Below are 24,592 nucleotides of genomic sequence, written 5' to 3'. Positions count from 1 at the left end.
TTATTTTAAATATCAGAATTTTTAATTTATCAAAATGAGAAAATAAACTTTGAATCTTATCGTTGATATCGTAAATTGTAACCGTTAAAAAATGGAGAATGAAAAATATCTTTAGAATCAGCTTGATTGGTTTGGTTTTCGCATTAGTAAATTGTAAATCAGTAAATTATAGTAACATGTTTTATGATGGTGTAAAGCCGGAAAGGGTTTCCGATAAATTCAGTTTTACGGAAGGCCCATCTTCGGATAAAGAGGGGAATGTATATTTTACAGACCAACCCAATGATAAAATCTATTATTGGGACTGGAAGACCAACCAGGTAATTGTTTTCTTAGATAAATCGGGTAGAGCCAACGGAACACATTTCGATAAGGATGATAATTTGATCACTTGTTCGGATGACAACGGTGAAATCTGGAAGATATCAAAAGATAAAAAAGTACAAATTTTATCAAAAGGTTTTGAAGGAAAAAGACTGAATGGACCCAACGATGTATGGAACGACGAATTTGGCGGAATGTACTTCACCGATCCTTTGTATAAAAGAGATTATTGGGTAAATTTCAAACAGGAAATTCCACACAAAAGTTTGTATTACAGAAATAAAGAAGGAAAAATAACGAAACTAGAAACATTCACACAACCCAACGGAATTGTAGGAAGTGAAAAGTATAAAAAGCTTTACGTTTCGGATATTGATGCCGGAAAAACCTATGTTTACGACATTTTAGGTGAAGGAAAATTATCTGAGAAAAGATTATTCTGCGAAATGGGTTCAGACGGAATGACACTCGACAAACACGGAAATCTTTATTTAACAGGAAAGGGTGTAACGATTTTCGATCGTAATGGAAGAAAGATCTATCAAATTCCGATTGATGAAGAATGGACTTCAAATGTTACTTTCGGAGGAAAGAATAACGAGATTTTATTCATCACAGCTTCAAAATCGGTGTATACTTTACCGACAAAGGTGAAGGGTGTTAGATAATTTTAAAATTTATTGAAACACGAATTACACAAATATTTTTTCACAAATGACACAAAACATTATTATTTAAGTCTTGGCTAAAGCCAGATTTGAATATCATTCATAAAAAAACGGGCTAAAGCCCGTTCCTATTGATATAATTATGGTGTTATTTGTGAAAAAATATTTGTGTAATTCGTGTTTAATAAGCAACCTCAATCTTAATCTTCTTACCTTTCAGTTTTTCAGCAATCAATGTATCCAACAATGTCTTAACTTTATTTCTAGAAACGGCAACATAAGAAGTCGTATCTTTTACTTCAATCAAGCCAATATCTTCTTTTCTAAGTTGTCCTTTTTTGATCAGATATCCAACGATATCCACTTTATTCACTTTATCTTTTTTTCCGGCGCTTATGTAAATCGTTTGGAAAGGAGTTTTTTCTGGAAAAGTACTAAATCCTGCAACACTTTCTTCAGGCGTATCATTTTTAATGAATGGAAAATTTTCTTCCGCAGTCATGATCAGATAAGCAAAACCTTTAGCATTCATTCTTGCGGTACGACCGTTTCTGTGAATGAAAGCATCTTCTTTATGAGGCAATTGATAATGAACAATTGATTCAACTTCCGGAACGTCTAAACCTCTCGAAGCCAAGTCAGTTGTAATTAAAATTCTCGCAGAATCGTTTCTGAATTTCAGTAAAGCGCGTTCTCTTTCGTCCTGTTCCATTCCGCCATGGAAGGTTTCTCTGTCGATTCCTTTGTCAGCCAAAAGGTCGGAAATACGGTCTACAGCCTCACGGTGATTACAGAAAATCAAGGTTCTTTTATTCCCGATTTTACAGATCAAATTAAACAGAGTGTCTAATTTTTCCTCAGAAATCGTCATTACTTTTCGCAACTGAATATCCGGTTTTGCATCACCTAATTTCAAGAAATCAACGAGTTTTTCATTCTTCAATCCTGTAAACTCCGGAATTTCATCCATCGCTGTTGCAGAAGTTAAAATTCTTTGAGAAAGACCTCTCAGAGAATTAGAAATGAATTCCATATCTTCATGAAAACCAAGTTCCAACGCTTTATCAAATTCGTCCAAAACCAAAGTTTTGATCGTTTTCGGATCAAAATTGTTATTTCTTAAATGATACGTAACCCTTCCCGGAGTTCCGATCAAAACAGCCGGAGCTTCAATTAAATTATTAACTTCAATTTTTTTATCATGACCTCCATAACAAACAGAAACTTTAAAATCCGTTCCCATAGATTTGAAAACCTGCTCAATTTGCAACGCCAATTCTCTAGCCGGAACCAAAATCAAAGCCTGAATTCCGGAAACATCTTTTTTCAGGTTTCGAAGAACGGGAAACAAAAAAGCAAGTGTTTTTCCTGAGCCTGTAGGAGAAAGCAAAACAACATCAGTATTGTTTTCAGTGGTCTTGTATGTAGATTTCTGCATCTGATTCATATCCTGAATCTGCAGTTTTTGATATATTGATTCTAATTCCATTTTGCAAAGGTAGGTGATTTTGTTTTTTATTAAAATTCCGTTCAATATTTATTTGAATTATGGTTTCCCGTAATGAAAATCTTCAGTTTGCAAATAAATTTGGCTATTAAACTTTAATAGCATGAAATTATATCAAACACTTGAAAATCAAATTAAAAAAGAGCCTAATTACGTTTCCGATAATGGAGAAGTGAAAAAATGGGTAGTACTCAACAAAGCACAAAATCTTGATGAAGAACTAATCGAATTATTATTAGATGATTCCGATTTGAAAGAAAAATTTTTCATCAAGGTAAAAGATGTTTTGGTATTTAAACAAAATCTTTTCATTCAATTTCTTGAACAGAAAAACTATCTCAATGACAGTTATACTCAATTTAAGAATAAAGTTGGTTTGTCTATTGATGACAAATATCTGAAACAACGCAACGAGGTAGCTTTGGTCTGGCCATTTAAAGACTGTATTTTGGAAGGCGGACAAAGCCGTGAAGAAGATAAAAGAGAAGAGATTTTCTTTAATGAAACTTTAGCGCAGGACGAAATTACCGAATTACTCGATCCGAAAGTTTTTACTAATGCCAAACATTTCGATAGAGATGGTGAAAAGAGTTTTGATCAATTTCAAAGGGATGAAAAAGGAACTATTACAGATAATCTGATTATTAAAGGAAACAATCTTCTCGCATTGCATTCTCTAAAGAAAGAATTCGCAGGAAAATTGAAGCTGATTTATATTGATCCGCCTTACAATACGGGTAACGATGGTTTTAAATATAATGATAGTTTTAATCATTCTACTTGGTTGACTTTTATGAAAAATCGGTTAAATGTTGCAAAACTATTACTAAAGTCTAATGGAGTAATTTTTATAAGTTTAGATGATAGAGAAGCTCACTATGCAAAAATTCTTTGTGATGAAGTATTTGGAGATGAAAATTTTTTATCTGATATAATTTGGAACTCTACGAAATCTGTAACAAATACGGCAATTATATCAAACTCGCATACTCATACTTTAGTTTACTTTAAAGACAAGAATTATTATGTAAAAAATCGAATGGACTTTAGGTTACAAGAAGATGGAGAAGGTTTTTCCAATCCGGATAATGATGTAAGAGGAGCTTGGAAAGCTGATCCTTTTCAAGTTGGAGGTTGGCGACCTAATCAGCAATATGAAATTAAAAACCCCAATACAGGAGTTATATATAAACCGAATGAAGGTAGTAGTTGGAAGAATGACTTTACAAGATTTCAGGAATTATTAATTGATAATAGAATTGTTTTTGGTGTTGACGGTAATGCAGGGCCTCAAAGAAAACGGTTTTTATCAGAAGCTATGGAACGTGGTAAAGTTGCGAAAACAATTTGGGATGATCTGGAAACAACTACTAACGGAACTCAGCATTTAAAAAGTTTATTTAATGACCGTGTTTTTTCAAATCCCAAACCCGAAGGTTTTATTAAAAGGATTATTGAGTTAGCAACAACAGAAAAGGATATTATTTTAGACTATCATTTAGGAAGTGGAACAACAGCATCTACAGCTCACAAAATGAATCGTCAATACATTGGAATAGAACAGATGGACTATATAGAAACCGTAGCTGTTGAACGTTTAAAAAAAGTGATCGATGGCGAGCAAGGAGGTATTTCCAAATCCATCAACTGGCAAGGCGGCGGTTCCTTCATTTACCTCGAACTCAAAAAATACAATCAAACCTTTATTGAGCAAATTGAAGAAGCTCAAAACTCTGAAAATCTTCTAACGATTTGGGAAGAAATGAAAAACAAGTCTTTCCTGAATTACAATGTTGATATTAAAAAACAAGAACAACATCTCGAAGATTTTAAAAAATTAAGTCTGAAAGAACAAAAACAACATCTTTTTGACCTGCTCAACAAAAATCAGCTATATGTAAATCTTTCTTCACTCAATGACGAAAACTTTGAGTGTACACAGGAAGACAAGAAAATAACAAAAGATTTTTATCAAATTAAATAGTAGCAAATGGCATTTTTACACGAAATATTCAACAATACGTTTGCACGCAAGGCTTTAGCGCAGGTTATATTGCCAAACGGATTGATCGATAATTTAAAATTCGGCATTCGTCCTTATCAGGAAGAGGCTTTCAAACGATATTTATATACAGAGCAGGAAAATTTTGACGAAAAACCCAACAAACCTCTTCATTTACTGTACAATATGGCTACAGGAAGCGGAAAAACTTTGGTAATGGCAGGTTTGATGCTCCATTTATACGAGAAAGGATACAGGAATTTTCTATTTTTTGTGAACAGCAATAATATCATCCAAAAAACCAAAGACAATTTTCTCAATCCGCAAACGTCTAAATATCTGTTCAATAATAAAATTGTCATCAACGGAAAAGAAGTTTTGCTGAAACAGATTGATAACTTTGATGAAGCTGATAATGAAAATATCAATATCAAATTTACAACTATCCAACAGTTGCATATTGATTTGAATAATACCAAAGAAAACAGTGTTACTTATGAAGATTTTACAGATAAAAAAATAGTAATGATTGCGGATGAAGCGCATCATTTGAGCGGTGGTACAAAAAGCGGAAATCTTTTTGGAAGCTGGGAAGAAACAGTTCTGAAAATCCTTCATCAGAATTTTGATAATATTATATTGGAATTTACCGCAACTCTTGATTATGAAAGTCGGGAAATTATCAATAAGTATAAAGATAAAGTCATTTATAAATATGATCTTTCGCAGTTCCGGGCAGATAAATTTTCTAAAGAAATTAATCTTGTCCTTTCCTTGTACGATGAGAAAGAGCGTGTAATTCAGGCATTAATTCTTAATTTGTACCGTCAGGAATTGGCAACGATTAACAATATTAATTTAAAACCTGTAATTCTCTTTAAAGCAAAGAAAACAATCAAAGAATCGGAGCAAAATAAAGAGAATTTCCATAAGCTTATTGAAGAGTTTTCGGATATAATGGTAGAAAAAATTAAAAGAACGTCTACAGTTCCTGTTGTTCAAAAGGCTTTTCAGTTTTTTGAAACCAAAAGTATTTCGTTTAATGAGATTGCGAAACGTATTCAAACCAATTTCCGGGAAGAAAATTGCCTGAGTGCAAATAATGATACCGAGGCAGAGAAAAATCAGATTTTGCTTAATACTCTGGAAGATGAAAATAACCCGATTCGAGCTGTATTTGCTGTTCAAAAACTGAATGAAGGCTGGGATGTCCTTAATTTGTTTGATATTGTAAGATTATACGAAGACCGCGACGGAAAAGACGGGAAACCAGGGAAAACAACACTTTCAGAAGCACAGTTAATCGGTCGTGGAGCGAGATATTATCCTTTTGCATTGGAAGAAGGGGAAGATAAATTTGTTCGAAAATATGATGACGATATTTCAAATGACCTGAAAATTCTGGAAGAATTGTATTATCATACGAAAGAAGACAGCAGGTATGTTTCAGAGCTAAAAAAAGCATTGATAGAAACCGGAATTTATGAGGATGAAGCTAATCTTGAAACCAAACAATTAAAATTAAAGCCAATATTTAAAGATTCTGAATTATACAAAAAAGGCTATGTTTTTTCTAATAAAAAGTTGCCCAAAAACTTTGATAAAGTAAAATCGTTTATAGATTTGGGAGTTACGAAAACTAACTATAGACATCAGCTTTCTTCAGGTGGCGGAAGAGTTTCAAATGTGTTTTTTCAATTGGAAAGTCCCGTCACTTTTGATGAGGTTATGAAGTCTAAAGATGTGAAGCTTGTGGATATTCAAAAACACGTTATCAAATGCGCATTGAGCCAGAATCCGTTTTATTATTTCAATCATCTTTCGCGTTATTTTCCTAATATCAAATCACTTTCAGATTTTATTGAAGATGAAAACTATTTGGGAAATTTAGAAATCACATTCACAGGAAGTTATAATCGTCTTCAGGAAATTTCACATTTTGATTACCTTCAGGCATTGAACGGGCTTTTGCAAAGTATAGAGGTTGAAATTAAAAATAATTCTACGGATTATGAAGGTTCAGGCTATTATCCACAGCCTATTCATGAGGTTTTCAGGGATAAAGAAATCAGAGTCAATAAGCACAGTGAAAGAGCAAAAGGACAGGAAGATTTGGTTTCAAATGAATCTTGGTATGCTTATAATGCTAATTACGGAACAATGGAAGAGAAGAAATTTGTAGAACTGTTTTCCAGACGTTTTGAAGGTTTCAGTCATAAGTTTGAAAATATTCATCTCATTCGGAATGAAAGAGAAATTAAAATTTTTGATAAATACGGCCGTGCATTTGAACCGGATTTTTTGCTGTTCTGCAGTGAGCGTGCCAATGAAAAACTAACCTTTCAAGTTTTTATAGAGCCTAAAGGAGCTCATTTAATAGGATATGACAAGTGGAAAGAAGATTTTTTGAAAGTAATAGGAAATGAGAAAAAATCCATAAAAATTTACACAGATACATACAAAATTACGGCAGTTCCTTTTTATAATTACGGAAATGAAAACGAGTTTAAGAAGGTTTTAGAAAGTACATTTGAAAAGTAAAATTATTGTATTTAGTTAAAATAAATTCCGTATCTTTGCACCACTTTTTGTGGGTAAGGTTTGAAAAGGTAAATTATTATAAATTAATTACTTCCGTATTTTTTAAATCCACATTTATTCAAACCGGTAAAAAAGAAGGAATACAAATTTTATTAGAAAATGTCAAAAGAGACAAATTCAGCAGAGGTTATTTTAAACCAAAACGTAGCACCAGAACAATTTGATTGGGATTCTTTCGAATCAGGTCTTGATGCAGACGCAAGAAAAGAAAAAAGCGATTTAGAGGAAATCTACAACGGATCTCTTAGCAGTTTAAACGATAACGACGTTATCACTGGTAAAGTTGTAAGATTAACTGATAAAGAAGCTATCGTTGACATCGACTTCAAATCAGAAGGTGTTATTTCTCTTAACGAATTCCGTTACAACCCAGGCCTAAAAGTAGGTGATGATGTTGAAGTAATGGTAGACAGAAGAGAAGACAAAACAGGACAGTTACAGTTATCTCACAGAAAAGCTAGAACGCTTAAAGCTTGGGATAGAGTAAACGAACTTCACGAAACTGGAGAAATCGTTAACGGTTTTGTTAAGTCTAGAACTAAAGGAGGTATGATCGTTGACGTTCACGGAATCGAAGCATTCTTACCTGGTTCTCAAATTGATGTTAAGCCAATTAAAGATTACGATCAATTCGTAGGTAAAACTATGGAGTTCAAAGTTGTGAAAATCAACCCTGAGTTCAAAAACGTAGTTGTATCTCACAAAGCATTGATCGAAGCAGATATCGAAGGTCAGAAAAAAGAAATCATCGCTCAACTTGAAAAAGGTCAGGTTCTTGAAGGTACTGTTAAGAATATTACTTCTTACGGTGTATTCATTGACTTAGGAGGTGTTGATGGATTGATCCACATTACAGACCTTTCTTGGTCTAGAGTGAACCACCCATCTGAAATCCTTGAGGACGGACAGACTGTAAAAGTTGTTATCCTTGATTTTGATGACGAGAAAACAAGAATCCAATTAGGTATGAAGCAATTAGAAGCTCATCCTTGGGATGCTCTTTCTGCTGACATGAAAGTTGGAGATAAAGTAAAAGGAAAAGTAGTAGTTCTTGCTGACTATGGTGCATTCGTAGAAATCGCTCCAGGTGTAGAAGGATTAATCCACGTTTCTGAAATGTCTTGGTCTACTCACTTAAGATCTGCAGGTGATTTCGTGAAAGTAGGTGATGAAGTTGAAGCTGAAGTATTAACTTTAGATAGAGAAGACAGAAAAATCTCTCTTGGTATCAAGCAATTGTCTAAAGATCCATGGGAAAATATCGAAACTAAGTATCCGGTAGGATCTAAGCATGTAGGAACTGTAAGAAACTTTACTAACTTCGGAGTATTCGTTGAGTTAGAAGAAGGTATCGACGGTTTAATCTACATCTCTGATCTTTCTTGGACTAAGAAAATCAAGCACCCATCTGAGTTCTGTGCAGTTGGTGATAAATTAGATGTTGTAGTTCTTGAACTAGACATCCAAGCTAGAAGATTATCTCTAGGTCACAAACAATTGACTGAGAACCCATGGGATAAATTCGAAACGAAGTATGCTGAGGGAACTATCCACGCTGGTAAAGCGGTAGACGTTCACGATAAAGGAGCTTCTGTACAATTCGAAGATGCTGAGGTTGAAGCATTCTGTCCTTCAAGATTATTAGAGAAAGAAGATGGATCTAAAATCAAAAAAGGTGAAGATGCTCAATTCAAAGTAATTGAATTCAACAAAGAATTCAAGAGAGTAGTAGTTTCTCACACAGGTATCTTCAGAGACGAAGAGAAGAAAAATGTAAGAGATAACTCTAACAACAACAGATCTAACAATACATCGTCTTCTTCAAATAACGAAGAAAGATCAACTCTTGGTGATATCGATGCATTAGCAGAATTGAAAAGAAAAATGGAAGAAGGTAAATAATCCTTAATTCATTTTATAATATTAAGCCACTCATTTGAGTGGCTTTTTTTTGTTCGTTATTTTGAAATTTTACATTAATAATAAATTATTTTTACAATATTTCACTATATGTAGAAAAAATTATTATTTTTAAACAAAATTAAATAACAAACTTTTAACTATGAAAAAAACATTTTTATTATTCCTTTTTACATTGATGATGTCCGTGGGAACGCTACGTGCTCAGACTGAGGGTGGAGATTACGTTATTATGCTTGATAACGGTTTTTCCATTAATGATCAAACTTTTACTGACATGAAACTGGGAGCCAGCAAATTGGCTGAACAGCTATTATCGTGTAATCCCAAAAACAGAGTTGCAGTAGTTCATTACGGAGCCGGAAAATATAATGCTCCAAATACGAGTTTTGCTCCAAGAATTTACATCGAAAATGATTTTACCAGCGATCATTCTGTAGCCCAGAATATCACAAGAAGACTTTATTACGGAGATCACTTTCATGAAGCATTAGGATTGGTCGGTAACGCGCTGGATGGTGCTTTCAATGCAAATATTATAAGTCCACAGACGGCTTTAACAAGAAATACTAATCCTTTATCTCCCCTTTACATCATTACTTTAACTGATGCAAGTAGAAATACAGGAGCTATAATTAACGGGTCATATTTAGTAAATTATGCTAATCCAACTTTGAATACTGATGATGCATTTAAAAATGTCATAGATTTTAAATTAAACAGAGACGCAAAATTTGCATTTGTGCATTTAACTACAGTTTCCAATGCGGCAACTCAGGCTGCGCAGCGAGCTGCTGCGGTTATTGCGAGCCAGGGTGGTGCATATTCAGGATTGATTGAAAACTATCCTTCAGATCCTGATGCGGGTATATTGCCAAGATTATATTATAACAGAACCAATGGATTTGGATTGTATAGTTATGAGTCTGGTTATTGGGCTAATCTTGCCAGCGATATCTGTAACTCTTCAGGCTGGGGAACTTTTAAATTTGAATATGAGCCAGGTATGTGCCCAGCCATTGCACAAACTATTAATGGTACTATTAATCTACCGGCTGGTGCTGTATTCAATACTTTTAAATTATTTTTAAGTGATAATGTAACAGGGGCAACTTATCCAGTGAACTTTTCCCCGACATGGACCTCTGCAACACAGTTTCACTATACCTTTCAGCTTTCTGATTTTAGTAGCCTTCCAGGTGGTATATCAAATTATAAATTTATGCTAGTGATGATTTATACATATAATGGAAGTGTATACGAAACGTATAGCTGGAATAATTATCCATGGTTTGATACAGATATTACTACTAATTGCCCTCTAAGAATGGTTCCACAGTCTTCTCTTGAGAAAAAAGCAGGATTTAAGCTTACTCCAAACCCGACAAGTGGCGTATTTAAGGTAATTTTAGATAAAGATATTACAGCAGGATTATTAATGGTTACAGATGTTAGCGGAAATACGGTTTACAAAAAATCATTTAAAGATCAAAAAGAAATTGACATTGATATACATTCTCAAAATCAGGGAATTTATATTGTAAGAGTAACTTCAGATAAAAATGAAGCATATTCTGAAAAATTAATCAAAAAATAATTATAGTTAATAAATTGAAAAAAGACTGCCTTTTGGCGGTCTTTTTTTGTTCAATGAGGCTGTTGAAAGGTTGTTAATGATATTTTGGTTTAAAATAATTAATCATTTTATAATTATTTTGTAAAAAATATAAAAAATATATTTTCTGATTATGAATTATTTGTAAATTAGCGCCTTTATTAGTGTATATGAAAAAGATAACTCTACCTCTTTTATTTGCTGCATTCGCAGTACTTCCTTCTACTTTATTCGGACAAGATAACGAGAAGTTGATTAAAGATTATATTTCTCAAAACAAAATTAGAGATTATAAAAAATCAGATCTTACGAATTTCATTATTGATAATGTTGATAATTCGAAGTCTCTAAATGGGAATATTGTAAAATTTCAACAGACTTATAACGGATTACCGGTATATAGTTCTGTAGGAACAGTACTTATTAAGGATAATAAAGTTGTTTATTACTTAGATAATTTTGTTAAAGATTATACTGCATCTACACCAAGTAATGCAATAATAAATAAAAGTACGGCTCTTCAAAAAATTGCTGACGAGCTTGGAAATACAGATGTTTCTGCTTTTCCTATTCTTGGTTTCTTCGAAAAAGCAGGGAAGGCTAAAAATACAGCAAAACAAAGACTTGTATACGCTAATGATAGCAATGGAAATCTTCGTTTAGCTTATGAGTATATTTTAGAGGAACCAAAATCTGCAAACTACTGGAATATCTTAGTTGATGCAAATGATGGTAAAATTATTGAAAAAAATAATTTAACATTATCGTGTAATTTTACACATGATGCTTATTCTTCTGATCTTTCTCATGAACATTTTGCGGATAATTCAGATCAATTAATTGGCGCAGAAAATAAAGCACAAAAGAATTTCGTGTTTTTCGTTCCTGATAATGCTTCATATAATGTATTTCCATTACCTATAGAGTCGCCTACATTTGGTTCAAGATCTACAATTACAAATCCTTGGATACTTGCAGCTTCACCAGAGGGTTGGCATTCTGATGGGACAACTCATTATAGTATCACGAGAGGAAATAATGTACACGCATATGAAGATACTGCTGGAACAAATGCAGTAGGATTTTCTCCGGATGGAGGAACTTCAAGAAATTTTAACTTTCCTTTTAGTATAAATGGAACTGCTGCGGCTAATCAAAGTGCGGCAATTACCAATTTATTTTATTTAAATAATAGAATTCACGATGTATTTTATACATTCGGGTTTACGGAATCTGCCAGAAACTTCCAATGGAATAACTTTGGAAAAGGAGGTTTAGATGACGATGGAGTTTTTGCTGAAGCTCAAGATGGAGGAGGTTTGAATAATGCTAATTTCAACTCACCACCAGATTACTACAATCCAAAGATGCAAATGTATTTGTGGTCTACGGTTAACAGATTATTCTTTTATAATGCTCCTAGTGCTGCAATTCCACGTACACCGAGTGCAGGAACAGCTCAATTTGGGCAAGCTTTAACAGCTACGGGTGTTACAGGAAATGTACAATTATCTTCAGTACTAGACGGATGTACGCCGTTACCTGCCAATTCACTTGTTGAGAAAATTGGCTTGGTAGAAAGAGGAACATGTTCTTTTGTTGTCAAAACAAAGAATTTACAAGATGCCGGAGCATTGGCAGCTATTATTTATAACAATACAGCTAACGGATCTACTATCGGAAATATGTCCGGAGTTGATGCTACGGTTACTATCCCTTCAGTATTAATTACAAATGCAGAAGGTGAATATATTAAAACTCAATTGGCTTCAGGAGTAGTGAATGTAACACTGAAAAATGATCCTGCTACAAGTGTAACTCCTGATGGAGATTTTGATAACGGTATTGTTACTCACGAGTACGGACACGGAATTTCAAACAGATTAACAGGCTCAGGTTATGGATGTTTAAGCTCAGCTGCTGATAAAGAGCAAATGGGCGAAGGCTGGTCAGATTTCTTTGCTTTAATGTTAACAAACAAAGCAGGCGATAACGCGACAGTAGCAAGAGGAATAGGTACTTACGTACAAGGACAGGATATTACTGGAGGTGGTATCAGACCTGCAAAATATTCTCCTAATTTTGCTATCAATGATTTCACCTATACTGATACAAACGGAATGGAATACAATAATGGAACTGCTATCGTTCCGGATGTACACTCAATTGGTTTTGTTTGGGCAACTATGTTATGGGATCTACACTGGAAGTATGTTGAGAAATACGGCTATTCTTCTGATGTGACAGCAAACACGACTAACGGTAGTTCTAGAGTTCTACAATTAGTTACTGATGCATTGAAACTTCAGGCTTGTAATCCAACATTTATTGATGGTAGAAATGCAATATTAGCTGCTGAATTAGCAACAACAGGAGGTGCAGACAAATGTATGATCTGGAATGTTTTTGCAAGAAGAGGTTTAGGAGTAAATGCAAGTGCGGGATCTAAAACAAATATCAACGATCAGGTACAAGACCTTACAGTCCCTGCTGAATGTAACGTATTGGCAACGAACGAAGTGAAAGCAGTTAAGAATACGATTTCAATCTATCCAAACCCTGCTAAAAATGAGTTCTTCATTAATTTCCCAAGCAATACGATCGGTAAAGTAAGCGTTGAAATTTATGATATGTCCGGAAAATTAGTTTCTTCAGAAGATAAGATCTCTCCTGATGCTAAAAAAGCAATTTCTACAGATAATTTAGTAAACGGAGTGTATATGGTGAAGATAAAAGGCCTTGGTTTTGATGCTTCGTCTAAAGTTATCGTTAAAAAATAATCGTTAAAAACTATATATTTAGAAATAAATAAAATTTTTAAATAATAATAAAAGAATCGTTTCATATGAAGCGATTCTTTTGTTTAATGTTTATCGTATTTCGCTTTTTATTGAACTGGAATTGTAAATTGGTGGTAATAATTAAGCAAATATGAAAAAGATAAAACTACCTCTTATGATTACTGCATTTGCAGTTTTCCCATGTCTAAATTTATTTTCCCAGGAAAGTGAAATGCTGATTAAAAATTATATTTCTCAAAATAAAATCAGAGAATATAAAAAATCAGACCTTACAAATTTTATCGTGGATAATGTAGATCCTTCAACATCATTAAATGGAGATGTGGTGAAGTTTCAGCAAACATACAATGGGCTGCCTGTTTATAATTCTATAGGTTCTGCCCTTATTAAAAATAAAAAGGTTGTTTATTATACCGATAATTTTGTGAAGGACTACGATCAGTCTATTTCAAATTCGGCTGGCATTAATAAAGCAGTAGCTCTTCAAAAAATTGCAAGTGCACTGGGTAATGTAGATATTTCTAATCTTTCTATTCTTGATTTTTCAGATAAAACTTCAAACTCACAAGAAGTACCCAAACAGAGACTCGTATATGTTAAAGATATCAATAACAACTTACGTTTAGCTTACGAATTTATTTTAAAAGAACCCAAATCATCAAATTATTGGGATATTCTGGTAGATGCAAATAATGGCAAAATTATAGAGAAAAATAACTTAACATTATCGTGTAACTTCCGCCCTGATGCTTATTCTTATTCTTCTGATGTCGCAGAACCTCATATGCATAGTAATAATTCTGTGTCAGCTGCTTCGGAAAAAACATCTCAGCAGACAAATTCACTTTTAGTTCCGGACAATGCTTCTTATAATATATTTCCTCTGCCAATAGAAGCTCCGACGTTTGGGGCAAGATCAATCGTATCTAATCCATGGGTTTTAGCGTCCTCTCCGGATGGGTGGCATTACGATGGAACAACGCATTATACGATTACCAGAGGAAATAATGTTTATGCATATGAAGATACTGCAAATCTCAATCAGCCAGGATTCTCTCCTGATGGCGGAGCTTCAAGAAATTTTAATTTCCCATATAGTACAAATGGTACACCTGCGGCTAATCAAAGTGCTGCTATTACCAACTTATTTTATATGAATAATAAGATTCATGATGTATTTTATAAGTTCGGTTTTACGGAATCTGCAAGGAATTTTCAGAACAATAATTTTGCAAATGGTGGAGTAGGTAATGATTATGTAAAAGCAGAGGCACAAGATGGTGAAGGAACGAATAATGCAAATTTTGGAACTCCGCCAGATGGTAACAAACCTGTTATGCAAATGTTTTTATGGTCAACAAAGAATAGATTCTTTTTTTATAATGCTCCTAATTCAGCTATTACACGTCAGCCGGATGCTGGAATTGCTCAATTTGGGTCTGCTCTAACTGTTATGGGAGTTATCGGTAATGTACAGTTGTCTTCGGTATTAGACGGATGTAGTGCTTTACCGGCAGGATCACTTACCGGGAAGATCGGTTTAATAGAAAGAGGTAACTGTGACTTTACTGCTAAGGTAAAAAATGCACAGAATGCTGGAGCTAAAGCAGCAATAATATATAGTTTGCCTACGTCAGCACCAACTTTCGTAATGGCAGGATTTGATCCTACAATTACAATTCCGTCTGTGATAATTTCAAATTCCGAAGGAGAATATATTAAAGGTAAACTTTCCGCAAATGAAATGGTGATTGTTACTTTAAAAAATGATCCGGCTACTGGTGTAACTCCTGATGGAGATTTTGACAATGGAATCATTACTCACGAATATGGGCATGGAATTTCAACTAGATTAACCGGTAACGGTTTTTCTTGCTTAAATTCATCAGTTGATAATGAGCAGATGGGTGAGGGTTGGTCAGATTTTTTTGCATTAATGTTAACGAATCAACCGGGAGATAATGCTTCTGTTGCAAGAGGTATGGGTACCTATGCACAAGGTCAACCTACAACTGGCTTAGGTATACGTCCTGCAAAATATTCTCCGGATTTTAGCGTAAATGATTTTACATATACAAGAACTAACGGGCTTATCACAGTCAATCAATTTGGAGAAACAGTTCCTCATTCACATTCTATCGGGTTTATTTGGGCTACAATGCTTTGGGATCTTCACTGGAAATATGTTGAAAAGTATGGATATTCTTCAGATGTAATGGCGAATCCAAATAGTGGAAGCGCAAGAGTACTTCAAATGATTGTTAACGGATTGAAGTTACAAGGTTGTAATCCTTCTTTTATTGCAGGAAGAGATGCTATTATAGCTGCAGATCAGGCTGCTACAGGAGGGGAAGACAAATGCATGATCTGGAAGACCTTTGCAAAAAGAGGTTTAGGAGTAAACGCTTCATCAGGAGCTTTAACTCCTACAAGTTCTTCAACAGCGGCTGTAACAGCAGCTATTAGTGATCAGGTGGAAGATTTTTCAATTCCAGCTGATTGTAATACATTAGCAACAGACGAAGTGAAGAATACTAAAAATACAATTTCAATCTATCCAAACCCTGCTAAAAATGAATTTTTCATCAACTTCCCAAGCAATACTCTTGGAAAAGTAAGTGTTGAAATTTATGATATGTCCGGAAAATTAGTTTCTTCAGAAGATAAAATTTCTCCTGATGTTAAAAAGGCAATTTCTACAGATAAATTGGTAAACGGAGTATACATGGTAAAGGTAAAAGGTCTTGGCTTTGACGCTTCCTCTAAAGTTATTGTTAAAAAATAATTTTAATATAGTAATGTTACGAATCGCCGTAAGCTTTGCTTGCGGCGATTCTATTTATCTATGATACTAATCACCTTCCGACAAATTTGATTATTATGTCGTAACTTTGCCGGCTGTTTAAAAAATTATGAAGAAGAAAAATATACTAAAAGGAGTTTTGTTTGTCGGGATCGGAGCCAGTATTTATGGTATGTTGGCAACATTTGTTAAAATGGCTTATCATGACGGATATACGACCTCAGAAGTTACGACATCGCAGTTCGTGTTGGGATTGGTAGGTTTGTTAATTTTAAATTTTATTCAAACAATAACATCAAAGCAAAAATTATCATCGCCAAGTGGTAAAGAAATCAAAATGCTGATGTTGGCTGGTACTTCTTTGGGTTGTACAAGTTTGTTTTATTATATCGCAGTTCAGTATATCGCAGTTTCTATTGCGATTGTATTGTTAATGCAGTCTGTTTGGTTTAGTGTTGTAGTTGAAAGTTTCTTAACTAAAAAATTGCCGAACGCCAGAAAAATTGTATCCGTTGTTATTGTTTTATTAGGAACAGTATTAGCTACAAACCTTATCAATATGGATATTGAGCTAGACTGGCACGGAATCTTCTGGGGATTATTGGCTGCAGGATCTTATACATTAACAATGTTTACATCTAATACTTTGGCTACTCATTTACCTGTTTTAAGAAAGAGTATTGTGATGCTTTCGGGAGGTTCGATTGTGATCTTTGCGTTCTTATTTTTTGCTCAGATTGGACCAATGTATTCTGATGGTTTAAGATCATTTTATTTAAATTTTACAGAAAATACAGAGCATATCCATTCTTTTAATTACTCTATTTTATGGACGTATGGTTTTGCGCTGGCTCTGTTTGGGACAATTATTCCTCCGATTTTATTTAATATTGGTTTTCCGAATGCAGGATTAGGCTTAGGAAGTATTGTTTCATCATTAGAACTTCCGGTCTCTGTAACAATGGCTTATGTTCTGTTGGGCGAAAAAGTAGAATTGATTCAATGGATGGGAATTATCCTTATTCTTTTTGCGATTGTTCTAATGAACTTACCTTCCAAAAAAGAACTTGTAGTTGCGGAAGTATCATAAATAATCTTAATTAAACTAAAAATAATAAGTATAAACCGTTTCTTTTGAAGCGGTTTTTTTAATTTTATACTTAAATAAAAATTCATGAAATATTTTAAAAATGCTGTTGCGGTTATAATGTTATCGATTGCGCCAACTTTATTCTTTTCGCAGGTAAAACCATTGGATGCAGATCTTACCAATTACCAATATCCTTATGAAGTTCATTTCATTAATTTAAAATCTCAAAATAACGATTTGAAAATGGCTTACATGGACGTAAAACCAAAAACTTCAAACGGAAAAACAATAATGCTTCTTCATGGTAAAAACTTCAACGGAGCCTATTGGAAACAGACGGCAAAAGATCTCGCAGATAAAGGGTTCAGAGTCATTATTCCGGATCAGATCGGATTTGGAAAGTCTTCAAAACCTCAAAGTTATCAGTTCTCTTTTTCTCAATTGGCGGAAAATACAAAAGCTATTTTGGATGAATTGAAGATTGATAAAACAATTGTTCTAGGTCACTCAATGGGTGGAATGGTTGCCACAAGATTTACATTATTATATCCTGAAAAAGTTCAAAAATTAATTCTTGAAAACCCAATCGGGCTTGAAGATTACAAAACCTTTGCAGGTTACCAGACGATAGATCAGGCATATCAGTCAGAATTAAAAAATACGGCAGAAACGTATAAAAATTATCAGTTAAAATTTTACTATGACAATAAATGGAAAGCAGAATATCAACCTTGGCTTGATTTAATTGCAGGTTGGACATTGCATTCTGATTATCCAAAAGTAGCTTGGGATGCAGCTTTAACTTCAGACATGATTTATAATCAACCCGTTTGTTATGAATTTAAAAATATTAAAACTCCAACTTTATTAATTATTGGAACAAGAGACAGAACAGCTATAGGGAAGGATAGAGCACCAAAAGAATTGCAACCAAAAATGGGGCAGTATCAGGAATTAGGAAAGAAAACTCAGCAACAAATTACAGGTTCAAAATTAGTCGAAATTGAAAATGTAGGTCATCTTCCGCACATTGAAGTGTATGATAAATTCTGGAATGCTTTGTATGATTTTATTAAGTAAAGAGTGAAGCTAGGAGATGGATGTAGGAAGTTTACAGTATTGAGAATAATATGTTCGTCATTCACAATCTTTGTCATTCCGTAGGAATCTAGGTTCATTTTGTAGAGATCGAATTGTAAAATCTGTGTTTAGATTCCTACGGAATGACAAAGATTGTGTTAGCTAAATTGTAAAGTCATACTTAGAAAGAACGACAAAAATTCCATGGTGGCTGAGGTTCTCGAAGCCACCAACCCTAAAACCCTAGCCCCGATTGTAATGAAAATCCTTTTTTGAAAAAAAGATTGTAATGGAAAGCGGGAAATAGCTTAAAATAAAAAGAGACTGCTCAAATATGAACAGCCTCTTTTTGTATGTATTGTTGTCTGAATTATTTCTTCTTGTAAGAAGCATCTTTAATTCTAGCTTTCTTACCTCTAAGATCTCTGAAGTAATAGATTCTAGATCTTCTAACTTTACCTTTTCTGTCAAGTTCAATTTTTTGAAGAGCTGGCATGTTGATAGGGAATACTCTTTCTACACCTACATCACCAGACATTTTTCTGATTGTGAAAGTTTTTGTAGAACCAGTACCTCTTAATTGAATAACTGTTCCTTTGAAGAACTGAGTTCTGGTTTTTTGACCTTCCTTAATTTCGTAATAAACAGTGATTGTATCACCTGCTTTGAATTCAGGAAATTCTTTTTTTGTAATGTACTTGTCTTGTACGTACTTTAATAAATCCATTTTTAATAAAATAAAATGTTAAGGCTAAGCAACTTACACGTTTTTCGTCAGAGGTTGAATAACAGGTTGCAAATGTACAAAATACTTTTTGAATATGCCAAATAATTTTTTGTTATTAAACCACATATTTTCAGAGTTTTTGGCTCCAAAAATTAACATATCCTTTACGCAGACGGCAGATTGAGTTTACATGGGAGTTTTACTTTTGCCCGAACTAAAAACGGCAGTAATCTTTTCCTCAAATCATTGACACACAATTTAAAACTCAATACACTACTTATTATGAAACACTACTTATTTTTTTTCTTTTTTGTCGTCCAGATGACATTTGGGCAGGCTTTGTATCCGTATTTACAAAACCCGACACCAAATTCTATGATCGTTAATTGGAAGACCTCTTCTAATAATGAAACAACCGTTATTTATGGAAATTCTCCTACAAGTTTGAATGTTACCGTTACAGGAACGACAAACATTTTTTCAGATACAGGATATAATAACAACTATTATTATCACACGGCGAAAATCACCAACTTATTGCCGAATACCAAATATTATTACAAAATAAAAACAGGAACAAGTGAATCTGCGGTTTATAACTTCAGAACACTGCCTTTGCCGGGACAGCCTGTAACAGCGAATGGGAAGATCCGTTTCCTAATTATGGGAGACAACCAGATCAAAGCTGAACCAAGATATGATACCTTAACTTTGAATGCTTATAAAAAGTTAAAAGATAAATTTGGACCAACTTCAGATCCTTCTGATAACGTGGCTTTAACTTTTATGGTTGGAGATCAGGTAGATGTGGGGACTTTGGATCATTATGAAAATGTACATTTTAAGAAAAATATTAATTTGTCGCCTTATCTTCCGATCCAAACTACAGTTGGAAACCACGAAACATATGGGACAATGGGAATGAATTCCTATTATGCTCATTTCTATATTGATGAAATTAAATATAAAAACATCAGTTCAGGAAATGAGAATTATTATGCTCAACAGGCTGGTAACGTTTTATTTATCAGTTTGAGTTCAGAACATACGGGTTCAGCTCAACAGACTTGGCTTCAACAGATTTTAAATGAAGCAAACAATGATCCTACAGTAGATTGGATTATCTCATTAAGTCACAGACCATATCAGGCTGAGCAATATGTAGGTGATATTTCGACTTGGGTTAGAAATAATGCCGTTCCGCTTTTAACAACATCTAATAAATATTTAATGCATGTTGGGGCTCACCACCACTTATATCACAGAGGCCAATTGAAAGATTCTCCGAATTATCAGCTGATTTCTGGTGGAGTTGCTTGGGATCAATATTGGGGAATGTCTACTGAGCAGGATTTTGATGATGTTCAAAAAACATTGACAGATTGGACGTATCAAATCGTTGAAGTTGATGTTACCAACGGAAAAGTTGATGTTGAATGTTACTCAATTGGTGGCGTTTACAATAAAAAGAATAATGAATTAATTGATACATTCCACAGGTATAAAAATCAGCCAAAACCTGCGAAACCATCAATTACGAATACTTTTTCAGCGCCAATAACGTTGCCTTTGACATTAAATGGAAGTACTTTTTCATCGTCAAACAACGAATTATTAAATACAACTCAGTTTTTAATAAGTAAAGCAGCCGATTTTTCTGTTATTGAAAAAGAATTCTACAGAGATTTTGAAAACTGGTTCGGGAAGGACGGAAACGGAACGCCTGATAAAACTAAAAACTTAAATGCCGGAGTTGATATCACCAAAGCTACCATTGCAACCAATTCTATTTCAAACGGAACTTATTATGTAAAAACCCGTTACAGAGACAGAAACTTAGAATGGAGCGATTGGAGTGATGTGAAACAATTTGAAGTAATTGGAAGTGTGGTTTCTAATCCAACATTTGTTTTAGATAAAACTGAATACACACAAAACTCACCGATCACGGCTACTTACACAGGAGGTCCCGGAAATCAGCAGGATTGGGTTGGAATTTATAAAAAAGGTCAGAGTCCTGCGGGAGTAACCTCTCAAGGATTCATTTATACTAACGGACAAACCGCCGGAACAGCTCTTTTCACGAATGGTTTACCTAATAAAGGTCAATATTACGCTGGATTTTTTGCTAATAATGGTTACACGGAAATTACACCAAGAAAAAATTTCTATGTAGGGCCAAAAGTAGTGTTACAGGCAACTGCAGATACGTACCCTGTGGGCGGAACAGTAACAATTAATTTCAGCAACGGACCAAATTTAGTAAAAGACTGGATCGGAATTTATAAAATGGGACAAACTCCCGGAACGAATACTTCGATCAAATGGGATTATGTAACAACAGCTTCAGGAGCGCTTAATTTCACAGGACTTCCGAAAGGATATTATTACGCTACCTATTTGCTTGAAGACGCATATACAACAATTGGTGAGAAAGTTTTCTTTAAAGTGGGAGACATTGTTACAGAACTTTGGACGAACAAACCGGTTTATACTTTAGGTGAAAGCATCACTGCTTCTTGGACGGATTCTCCGGGAATTATCAAGGATTGGTTGGGAATTTATCCTCAAAACATTCAGACTCCGGATGATAATTTTGTTTCTTATACTTATTTTGATGGGGTTACACAGGGAACAAAAACAATTCAGGGAACTGCAATTCCTGCAACACCTGGGAATTATTATATGGTAATGTTTACCAACGATTCTTATACAGAGGTTTCAAACAGAGTACAGTTTCAGGTTTCTGGGCCAACGTTAGGTACGGATGAAGTTCATAACAGTACAACTAAAAACGTAGTTTTATATCCAAATCCTACAAAACCGGGTCAGCCAACATTTATTAAAAGTGATTATCCGATTGATAAAATTGAATTACTTTCTGCGAATGGAGATCTATTGTATGAATCTAAAAACATCAACAATCAAAGATTCTCTTTGGTGAATGAAAACCTACCAAAAGGAGTATATTTTGTGAAAGTTCACACAAGAAAATTATTTACTTTAAAATTGATTATTCAGTAAGATTTTAATTTAAATATCATAATAAAAGCGGGAGAGTTATTTCCCGCTTTCTCTATTTAATATAAAAAGGAAAAGTAGAATAAAAATGACAATAATTATTCTATTATTTTTTAATGATGTGTAATTAGGTTCATTAAGACTCCTAAAATCATTATTGAAATTCCGAATGTAATCATTCCCAATATATAGGAAACAAGAGCTTTAAAATAACTGGCTACTTTGTTTTTATCGAAAAATTGTCCAACGGCCCAAGAAAAATAAGCAAACACAATCACTGCGGCAATCTGCATGAGATGATATTTTGTTACTCCTTCAAAAATGGCAAAAACAGAAAACATCAGCATTTCCATTCCAAGAACAAAGCATAACAGGATTAATATTTCAAAAAAATTATAATCATATTTTTTGAAAAATATTTTTAACCAAAAAGCAATAAATCCTCCCATTATAATGTTGGAATACCCATAATGACTTTGAACCCAATTATTAATCGCATTGAGCTTCGTATCTTTTGCTCCATCAATTTTTATATAACTCTGTTCGATATGAAAAAAATGATTGATAAGCGTGTATATCAGTGATGTAACAATAATAAATATAATAGGCTTTACAAGTCTGCTTCGGTTTTCAGTGATGAAATTTTTAATATTTTCTCCGGGTCTTATTAATAATTCCCGTATGGTGTATAAAATACCTCTCTCAAAATGTAAAACATGTTCGATCTCATGAATGATATAATGACCATCGATTCTTTTTGGTTTTACTGTTTGTTTGCAGTTAGAACAAAATTCTTCACTCATAGTTAGGTTTAATTTTGAATGCAAAAAACGATAAATGATTTTAAATAAGCTTTACACTTTAGTGTAGTTTTAGAGGATATTTATCCAATTGAAATGAAAGAAACTCGTAATTAATGGAAACTTCATTTAAAAAAAGAAGAGTCTCGAAGGGACAATTTAATAAAGGATTGGATAAAATCCAATCAAACGCATTGATTAAAACAGAACATAAAAAAGCAGGAAAATTAATTCCTGCTTTTCTACTATTTATAAGGATCAGCTTTTTTTCGTTTAATAAATCTGTCAATTCCAAAAGCTTTATAACCATACAATGAAAATAAGCCTAAAATCATAATGTATAAAACCTGCGGAAGATAAAAGAAATAAGTTAACCATGTAAAATCATCCATCGGACGATTCCCAACTTTAGGATCAATCGGAATTAATTCTGTCGGAATAGAATGAATATCTTTCGTAAAAAGAGCCACGAGCATCACAACTATTAAAGCGAATGAACTTAATCTTGTCAGCAATCCTAAAAGCAATAACAGTCCCCAGAACATTTCATTAAAAGCTACAAAATTAGCCATGAATTGAGGGTTTGAAAAGCCCAGACTTGTAATAGTTTTTAACATATATCCTTGAAAAACAGGGTGAAATAACTTATTGTAACCAGTAATAAAAAAGAATAAACCAATGCTTATTCTGCAGATTACATAAAATACGTCGCCAACTTTAACTAGATTTTCTTTTTCCATTTTGTATTTATTATTAATTAAAAATTTTATGTTGTAGAGGGATTTAACATAATGTATGATTACCAAATGTATAAAAAGTTAGATAAAAATTCAAATAAATTCCTTGATACTGTAGTTATGAGAAAAATTATTAAATTTAACCAACAGAAAAATCTAATATTTCATGATAGATAAAAGAGTAAAAAATGCAAAGGAAGCCATCGACGGAATTAATGATGGAATGACTTTAATGTTGGGTGGTTTTGGACTTTGCGGAATTCCTGAAAACTCAATTAATGCTTTGGTAGAAAGCGATGTGAAAGATTTAACATGTATTTCAAATAATGCAGGTGTTGACGATTTCGGATTGGGGTTATTGCTTCATAAAAGACAAATCAAGAAGATGATCTCTTCTTATGTAGGCGAAAATGCTGAGTTTGAAAGACAGATGCTTTCAGGAGAATTAGACGTTGAATTGACTCCACAGGGAACTCTTGCTGAAAAATGCAGAGCCGCTCAGGCTGGAATTCCTGCTTTTTACACGCCTGCAGGTTTCGGAACTGAAGTGGCGGAGGGTAAAGAAGTAAAAGATTTTAAAGGGAAACCTCATATCTTAGAACACGCTTACGAAGCAGATTTTTCTATCGTTAAAGCTTGGAAAGGTGATCACGCAGGAAACCTGATTTTCAAAGGATCTGCAAGAAATTTTAACCATCCGATGGCTGGTGCAGCAAAAATTACGATTGCTGAAGTAGAAGAGTTGGTAGAACCGGGAGAATTAGATCCAAACCAAATTCATATTCCAGGAATTATGATTCAGAGAATTTTCCAGGGAGAAAAATTTGAAAAAAGAATTGAACAAAGAACAGTTAGAACGAAAGAATAATCTTTTGCATTACTTTTCTTAGAAAATA

General features: G+C 33.7%; 15 protein-coding genes. 11 read left to right on the top strand and 4 right to left on the bottom strand.

Annotated features, from left to right (window positions below; all coding sequences use genetic code 11):
* Positions 1-98 precede the first annotated feature (98 nt).
* Positions 99-992, top strand: coding sequence for an SMP-30/gluconolactonase/LRE family protein (locus AC1Q7L_RS18040; protein WP_492307045.1), 894 nt, complete (start codon positions 99-101; stop codon positions 990-992).
* Between the two features lie 181 nt (positions 993-1,173).
* On the opposite strand, the gene AC1Q7L_RS18035 is transcribed toward AC1Q7L_RS18040, so the two are convergent.
* The gene (locus AC1Q7L_RS18035; protein ID WP_492307046.1) at positions 1,174-2,481 is read right to left on the bottom strand and encodes a DEAD/DEAH box helicase; all 1,308 of its coding nucleotides are present in this window, start codon (positions 2,479-2,481) and stop codon (positions 1,174-1,176) included.
* A 121-nt stretch (positions 2,482-2,602) separates the two neighbouring features.
* On the opposite strand from AC1Q7L_RS18035, the gene AC1Q7L_RS18030 reads away from it, so the two are divergent.
* The 8 genes from AC1Q7L_RS18030 to AC1Q7L_RS17995 all read left to right on the top strand — a co-directional run bounded on the left by AC1Q7L_RS18030 (position 2,603) and on the right by AC1Q7L_RS17995 (position 18,411).
* On the top strand, positions 2,603-4,483 hold the full coding sequence (locus tag AC1Q7L_RS18030) for a DNA methyltransferase (protein ID WP_492307047.1): 1,881 nt from the start codon (positions 2,603-2,605) through the stop codon (positions 4,481-4,483).
* 6 nt (positions 4,484-4,489) lie between these two features.
* A complete protein-coding gene (locus tag AC1Q7L_RS18025) occupies positions 4,490-7,042 on the top strand; it encodes a DEAD/DEAH box helicase family protein (protein ID WP_492307048.1) in 2,553 nt (850 codons plus the stop codon).
* A gap of 159 nt (positions 7,043-7,201) precedes the next feature.
* Positions 7,202-9,004 carry a 30S ribosomal protein S1 gene (gene rpsA / locus AC1Q7L_RS18020; protein ID WP_072412729.1) on the top strand — a complete coding sequence of 601 codons (1,803 nt, stop codon included), beginning with the start codon at positions 7,202-7,204 and terminating at the stop codon, positions 9,002-9,004.
* 160 nt (positions 9,005-9,164) lie between these two features.
* Complete coding sequence (locus AC1Q7L_RS18015; RefSeq protein WP_492307049.1) at positions 9,165-10,619, top strand: T9SS type A sorting domain-containing protein; 1,455 nt, start codon at positions 9,165-9,167, stop codon at positions 10,617-10,619.
* A 188-nt stretch (positions 10,620-10,807) separates the two neighbouring features.
* The gene (locus AC1Q7L_RS18010) at positions 10,808-13,417 is read left to right on the top strand and encodes a T9SS-dependent M36 family metallopeptidase (RefSeq protein WP_492307050.1); all 2,610 of its coding nucleotides are present in this window, start codon (positions 10,808-10,810) and stop codon (positions 13,415-13,417) included.
* A 151-nt stretch (positions 13,418-13,568) separates the two neighbouring features.
* Positions 13,569-16,223: a T9SS-dependent M36 family metallopeptidase gene (locus AC1Q7L_RS18005; RefSeq protein WP_492307051.1), complete on the top strand. Its 2,655-nt coding sequence runs from the start codon at positions 13,569-13,571 to the stop codon at positions 16,221-16,223.
* A 127-nt stretch (positions 16,224-16,350) separates the two neighbouring features.
* Positions 16,351-17,331 carry an EamA family transporter gene (locus AC1Q7L_RS18000; protein ID WP_492307052.1) on the top strand — a complete coding sequence of 327 codons (981 nt, stop codon included), beginning with the start codon at positions 16,351-16,353 and terminating at the stop codon, positions 17,329-17,331.
* 84 nt (positions 17,332-17,415) lie between these two features.
* Positions 17,416-18,411 carry an alpha/beta fold hydrolase gene (locus AC1Q7L_RS17995; RefSeq protein WP_492307053.1) on the top strand — a complete coding sequence of 332 codons (996 nt, stop codon included), beginning with the start codon at positions 17,416-17,418 and terminating at the stop codon, positions 18,409-18,411.
* Positions 18,412-18,781: 370 nt separating this feature from the next.
* Here the strand turns inward: AC1Q7L_RS17995 and rplS are convergent, their stop codons facing one another.
* Complete coding sequence (gene rplS / locus AC1Q7L_RS17990) at positions 18,782-19,138, bottom strand: 50S ribosomal protein L19 (protein WP_047398112.1); 357 nt, start codon at positions 19,136-19,138, stop codon at positions 18,782-18,784.
* A 282-nt stretch (positions 19,139-19,420) separates the two neighbouring features.
* Here rplS and AC1Q7L_RS17985 point away from each other — a divergent pair, with 282 nt between their 5' ends.
* Positions 19,421-22,162, top strand: a complete 2,742-nt coding sequence (locus AC1Q7L_RS17985; protein WP_492307054.1) for a fibronectin type III domain-containing protein — start codon at positions 19,421-19,423, stop codon at positions 22,160-22,162.
* Positions 22,163-22,272: 110 nt separating this feature from the next.
* On the opposite strand, the gene AC1Q7L_RS17980 is transcribed toward AC1Q7L_RS17985, so the two are convergent.
* Positions 22,273-22,962: a DUF3667 domain-containing protein gene (locus tag AC1Q7L_RS17980; protein WP_492307055.1), complete on the bottom strand. Its 690-nt coding sequence runs from the start codon at positions 22,960-22,962 to the stop codon at positions 22,273-22,275.
* Between the two features lie 242 nt (positions 22,963-23,204).
* A complete protein-coding gene (locus AC1Q7L_RS17975) occupies positions 23,205-23,699 on the bottom strand; it encodes a DoxX family protein (RefSeq protein WP_492307056.1) in 495 nt (164 codons plus the stop codon).
* 163 nt (positions 23,700-23,862) lie between these two features.
* Here AC1Q7L_RS17975 and AC1Q7L_RS17970 point away from each other — a divergent pair, with 163 nt between their 5' ends.
* A complete protein-coding gene (locus AC1Q7L_RS17970) occupies positions 23,863-24,564 on the top strand; it encodes a CoA transferase subunit A (RefSeq protein ID WP_492307057.1) in 702 nt (233 codons plus the stop codon).
* The last annotated feature ends 28 nt before the right edge of the window (positions 24,565-24,592 follow it).

The sequence above is a fragment of the Chryseobacterium sp. GW823-FHT05E08 genome (assembly GCF_058795655.1).
Note: the sequence above shows the minus strand (reverse complement) of the source record. Positions and strands in the feature narration are given on the sequence as shown.

What these genes read in the sequence shown, in the direction of transcription:
- AC1Q7L_RS18040 (WP_492307045.1), top strand. Translation starts at nt 99, where the DNA reads ATGAAAAATATCTTTAGAATCAGCTTGATTGGTTTGGTTTTCGCATTA.
- AC1Q7L_RS18035 (WP_492307046.1), bottom strand. Translation starts at nt 2,481, where the DNA reads ATGGAATTAGAATCAATATATCAAAAACTGCAGATTCAGGATATGAAT.
- AC1Q7L_RS18030 (WP_492307047.1), top strand. Translation starts at nt 2,603, where the DNA reads ATGAAATTATATCAAACACTTGAAAATCAAATTAAAAAAGAGCCTAAT.
- AC1Q7L_RS18025 (WP_492307048.1), top strand. Translation starts at nt 4,490, where the DNA reads ATGGCATTTTTACACGAAATATTCAACAATACGTTTGCACGCAAGGCT.
- rpsA (WP_072412729.1), top strand. Translation starts at nt 7,202, where the DNA reads ATGTCAAAAGAGACAAATTCAGCAGAGGTTATTTTAAACCAAAACGTA.
- AC1Q7L_RS18015 (WP_492307049.1), top strand. Translation starts at nt 9,165, where the DNA reads ATGAAAAAAACATTTTTATTATTCCTTTTTACATTGATGATGTCCGTG.
- AC1Q7L_RS18010 (WP_492307050.1), top strand. Translation starts at nt 10,808, where the DNA reads ATGAAAAAGATAACTCTACCTCTTTTATTTGCTGCATTCGCAGTACTT.
- AC1Q7L_RS18005 (WP_492307051.1), top strand. Translation starts at nt 13,569, where the DNA reads ATGAAAAAGATAAAACTACCTCTTATGATTACTGCATTTGCAGTTTTC.
- AC1Q7L_RS18000 (WP_492307052.1), top strand. Translation starts at nt 16,351, where the DNA reads ATGAAGAAGAAAAATATACTAAAAGGAGTTTTGTTTGTCGGGATCGGA.
- AC1Q7L_RS17995 (WP_492307053.1), top strand. Translation starts at nt 17,416, where the DNA reads ATGAAATATTTTAAAAATGCTGTTGCGGTTATAATGTTATCGATTGCG.
- rplS (WP_047398112.1), bottom strand. Translation starts at nt 19,138, where the DNA reads ATGGATTTATTAAAGTACGTACAAGACAAGTACATTACAAAAAAAGAA.
- AC1Q7L_RS17985 (WP_492307054.1), top strand. Translation starts at nt 19,421, where the DNA reads ATGAAACACTACTTATTTTTTTTCTTTTTTGTCGTCCAGATGACATTT.
- AC1Q7L_RS17980 (WP_492307055.1), bottom strand. Translation starts at nt 22,962, where the DNA reads ATGAGTGAAGAATTTTGTTCTAACTGCAAACAAACAGTAAAACCAAAA.
- AC1Q7L_RS17975 (WP_492307056.1), bottom strand. Translation starts at nt 23,699, where the DNA reads ATGGAAAAAGAAAATCTAGTTAAAGTTGGCGACGTATTTTATGTAATC.
- AC1Q7L_RS17970 (WP_492307057.1), top strand. Translation starts at nt 23,863, where the DNA reads ATGATAGATAAAAGAGTAAAAAATGCAAAGGAAGCCATCGACGGAATT.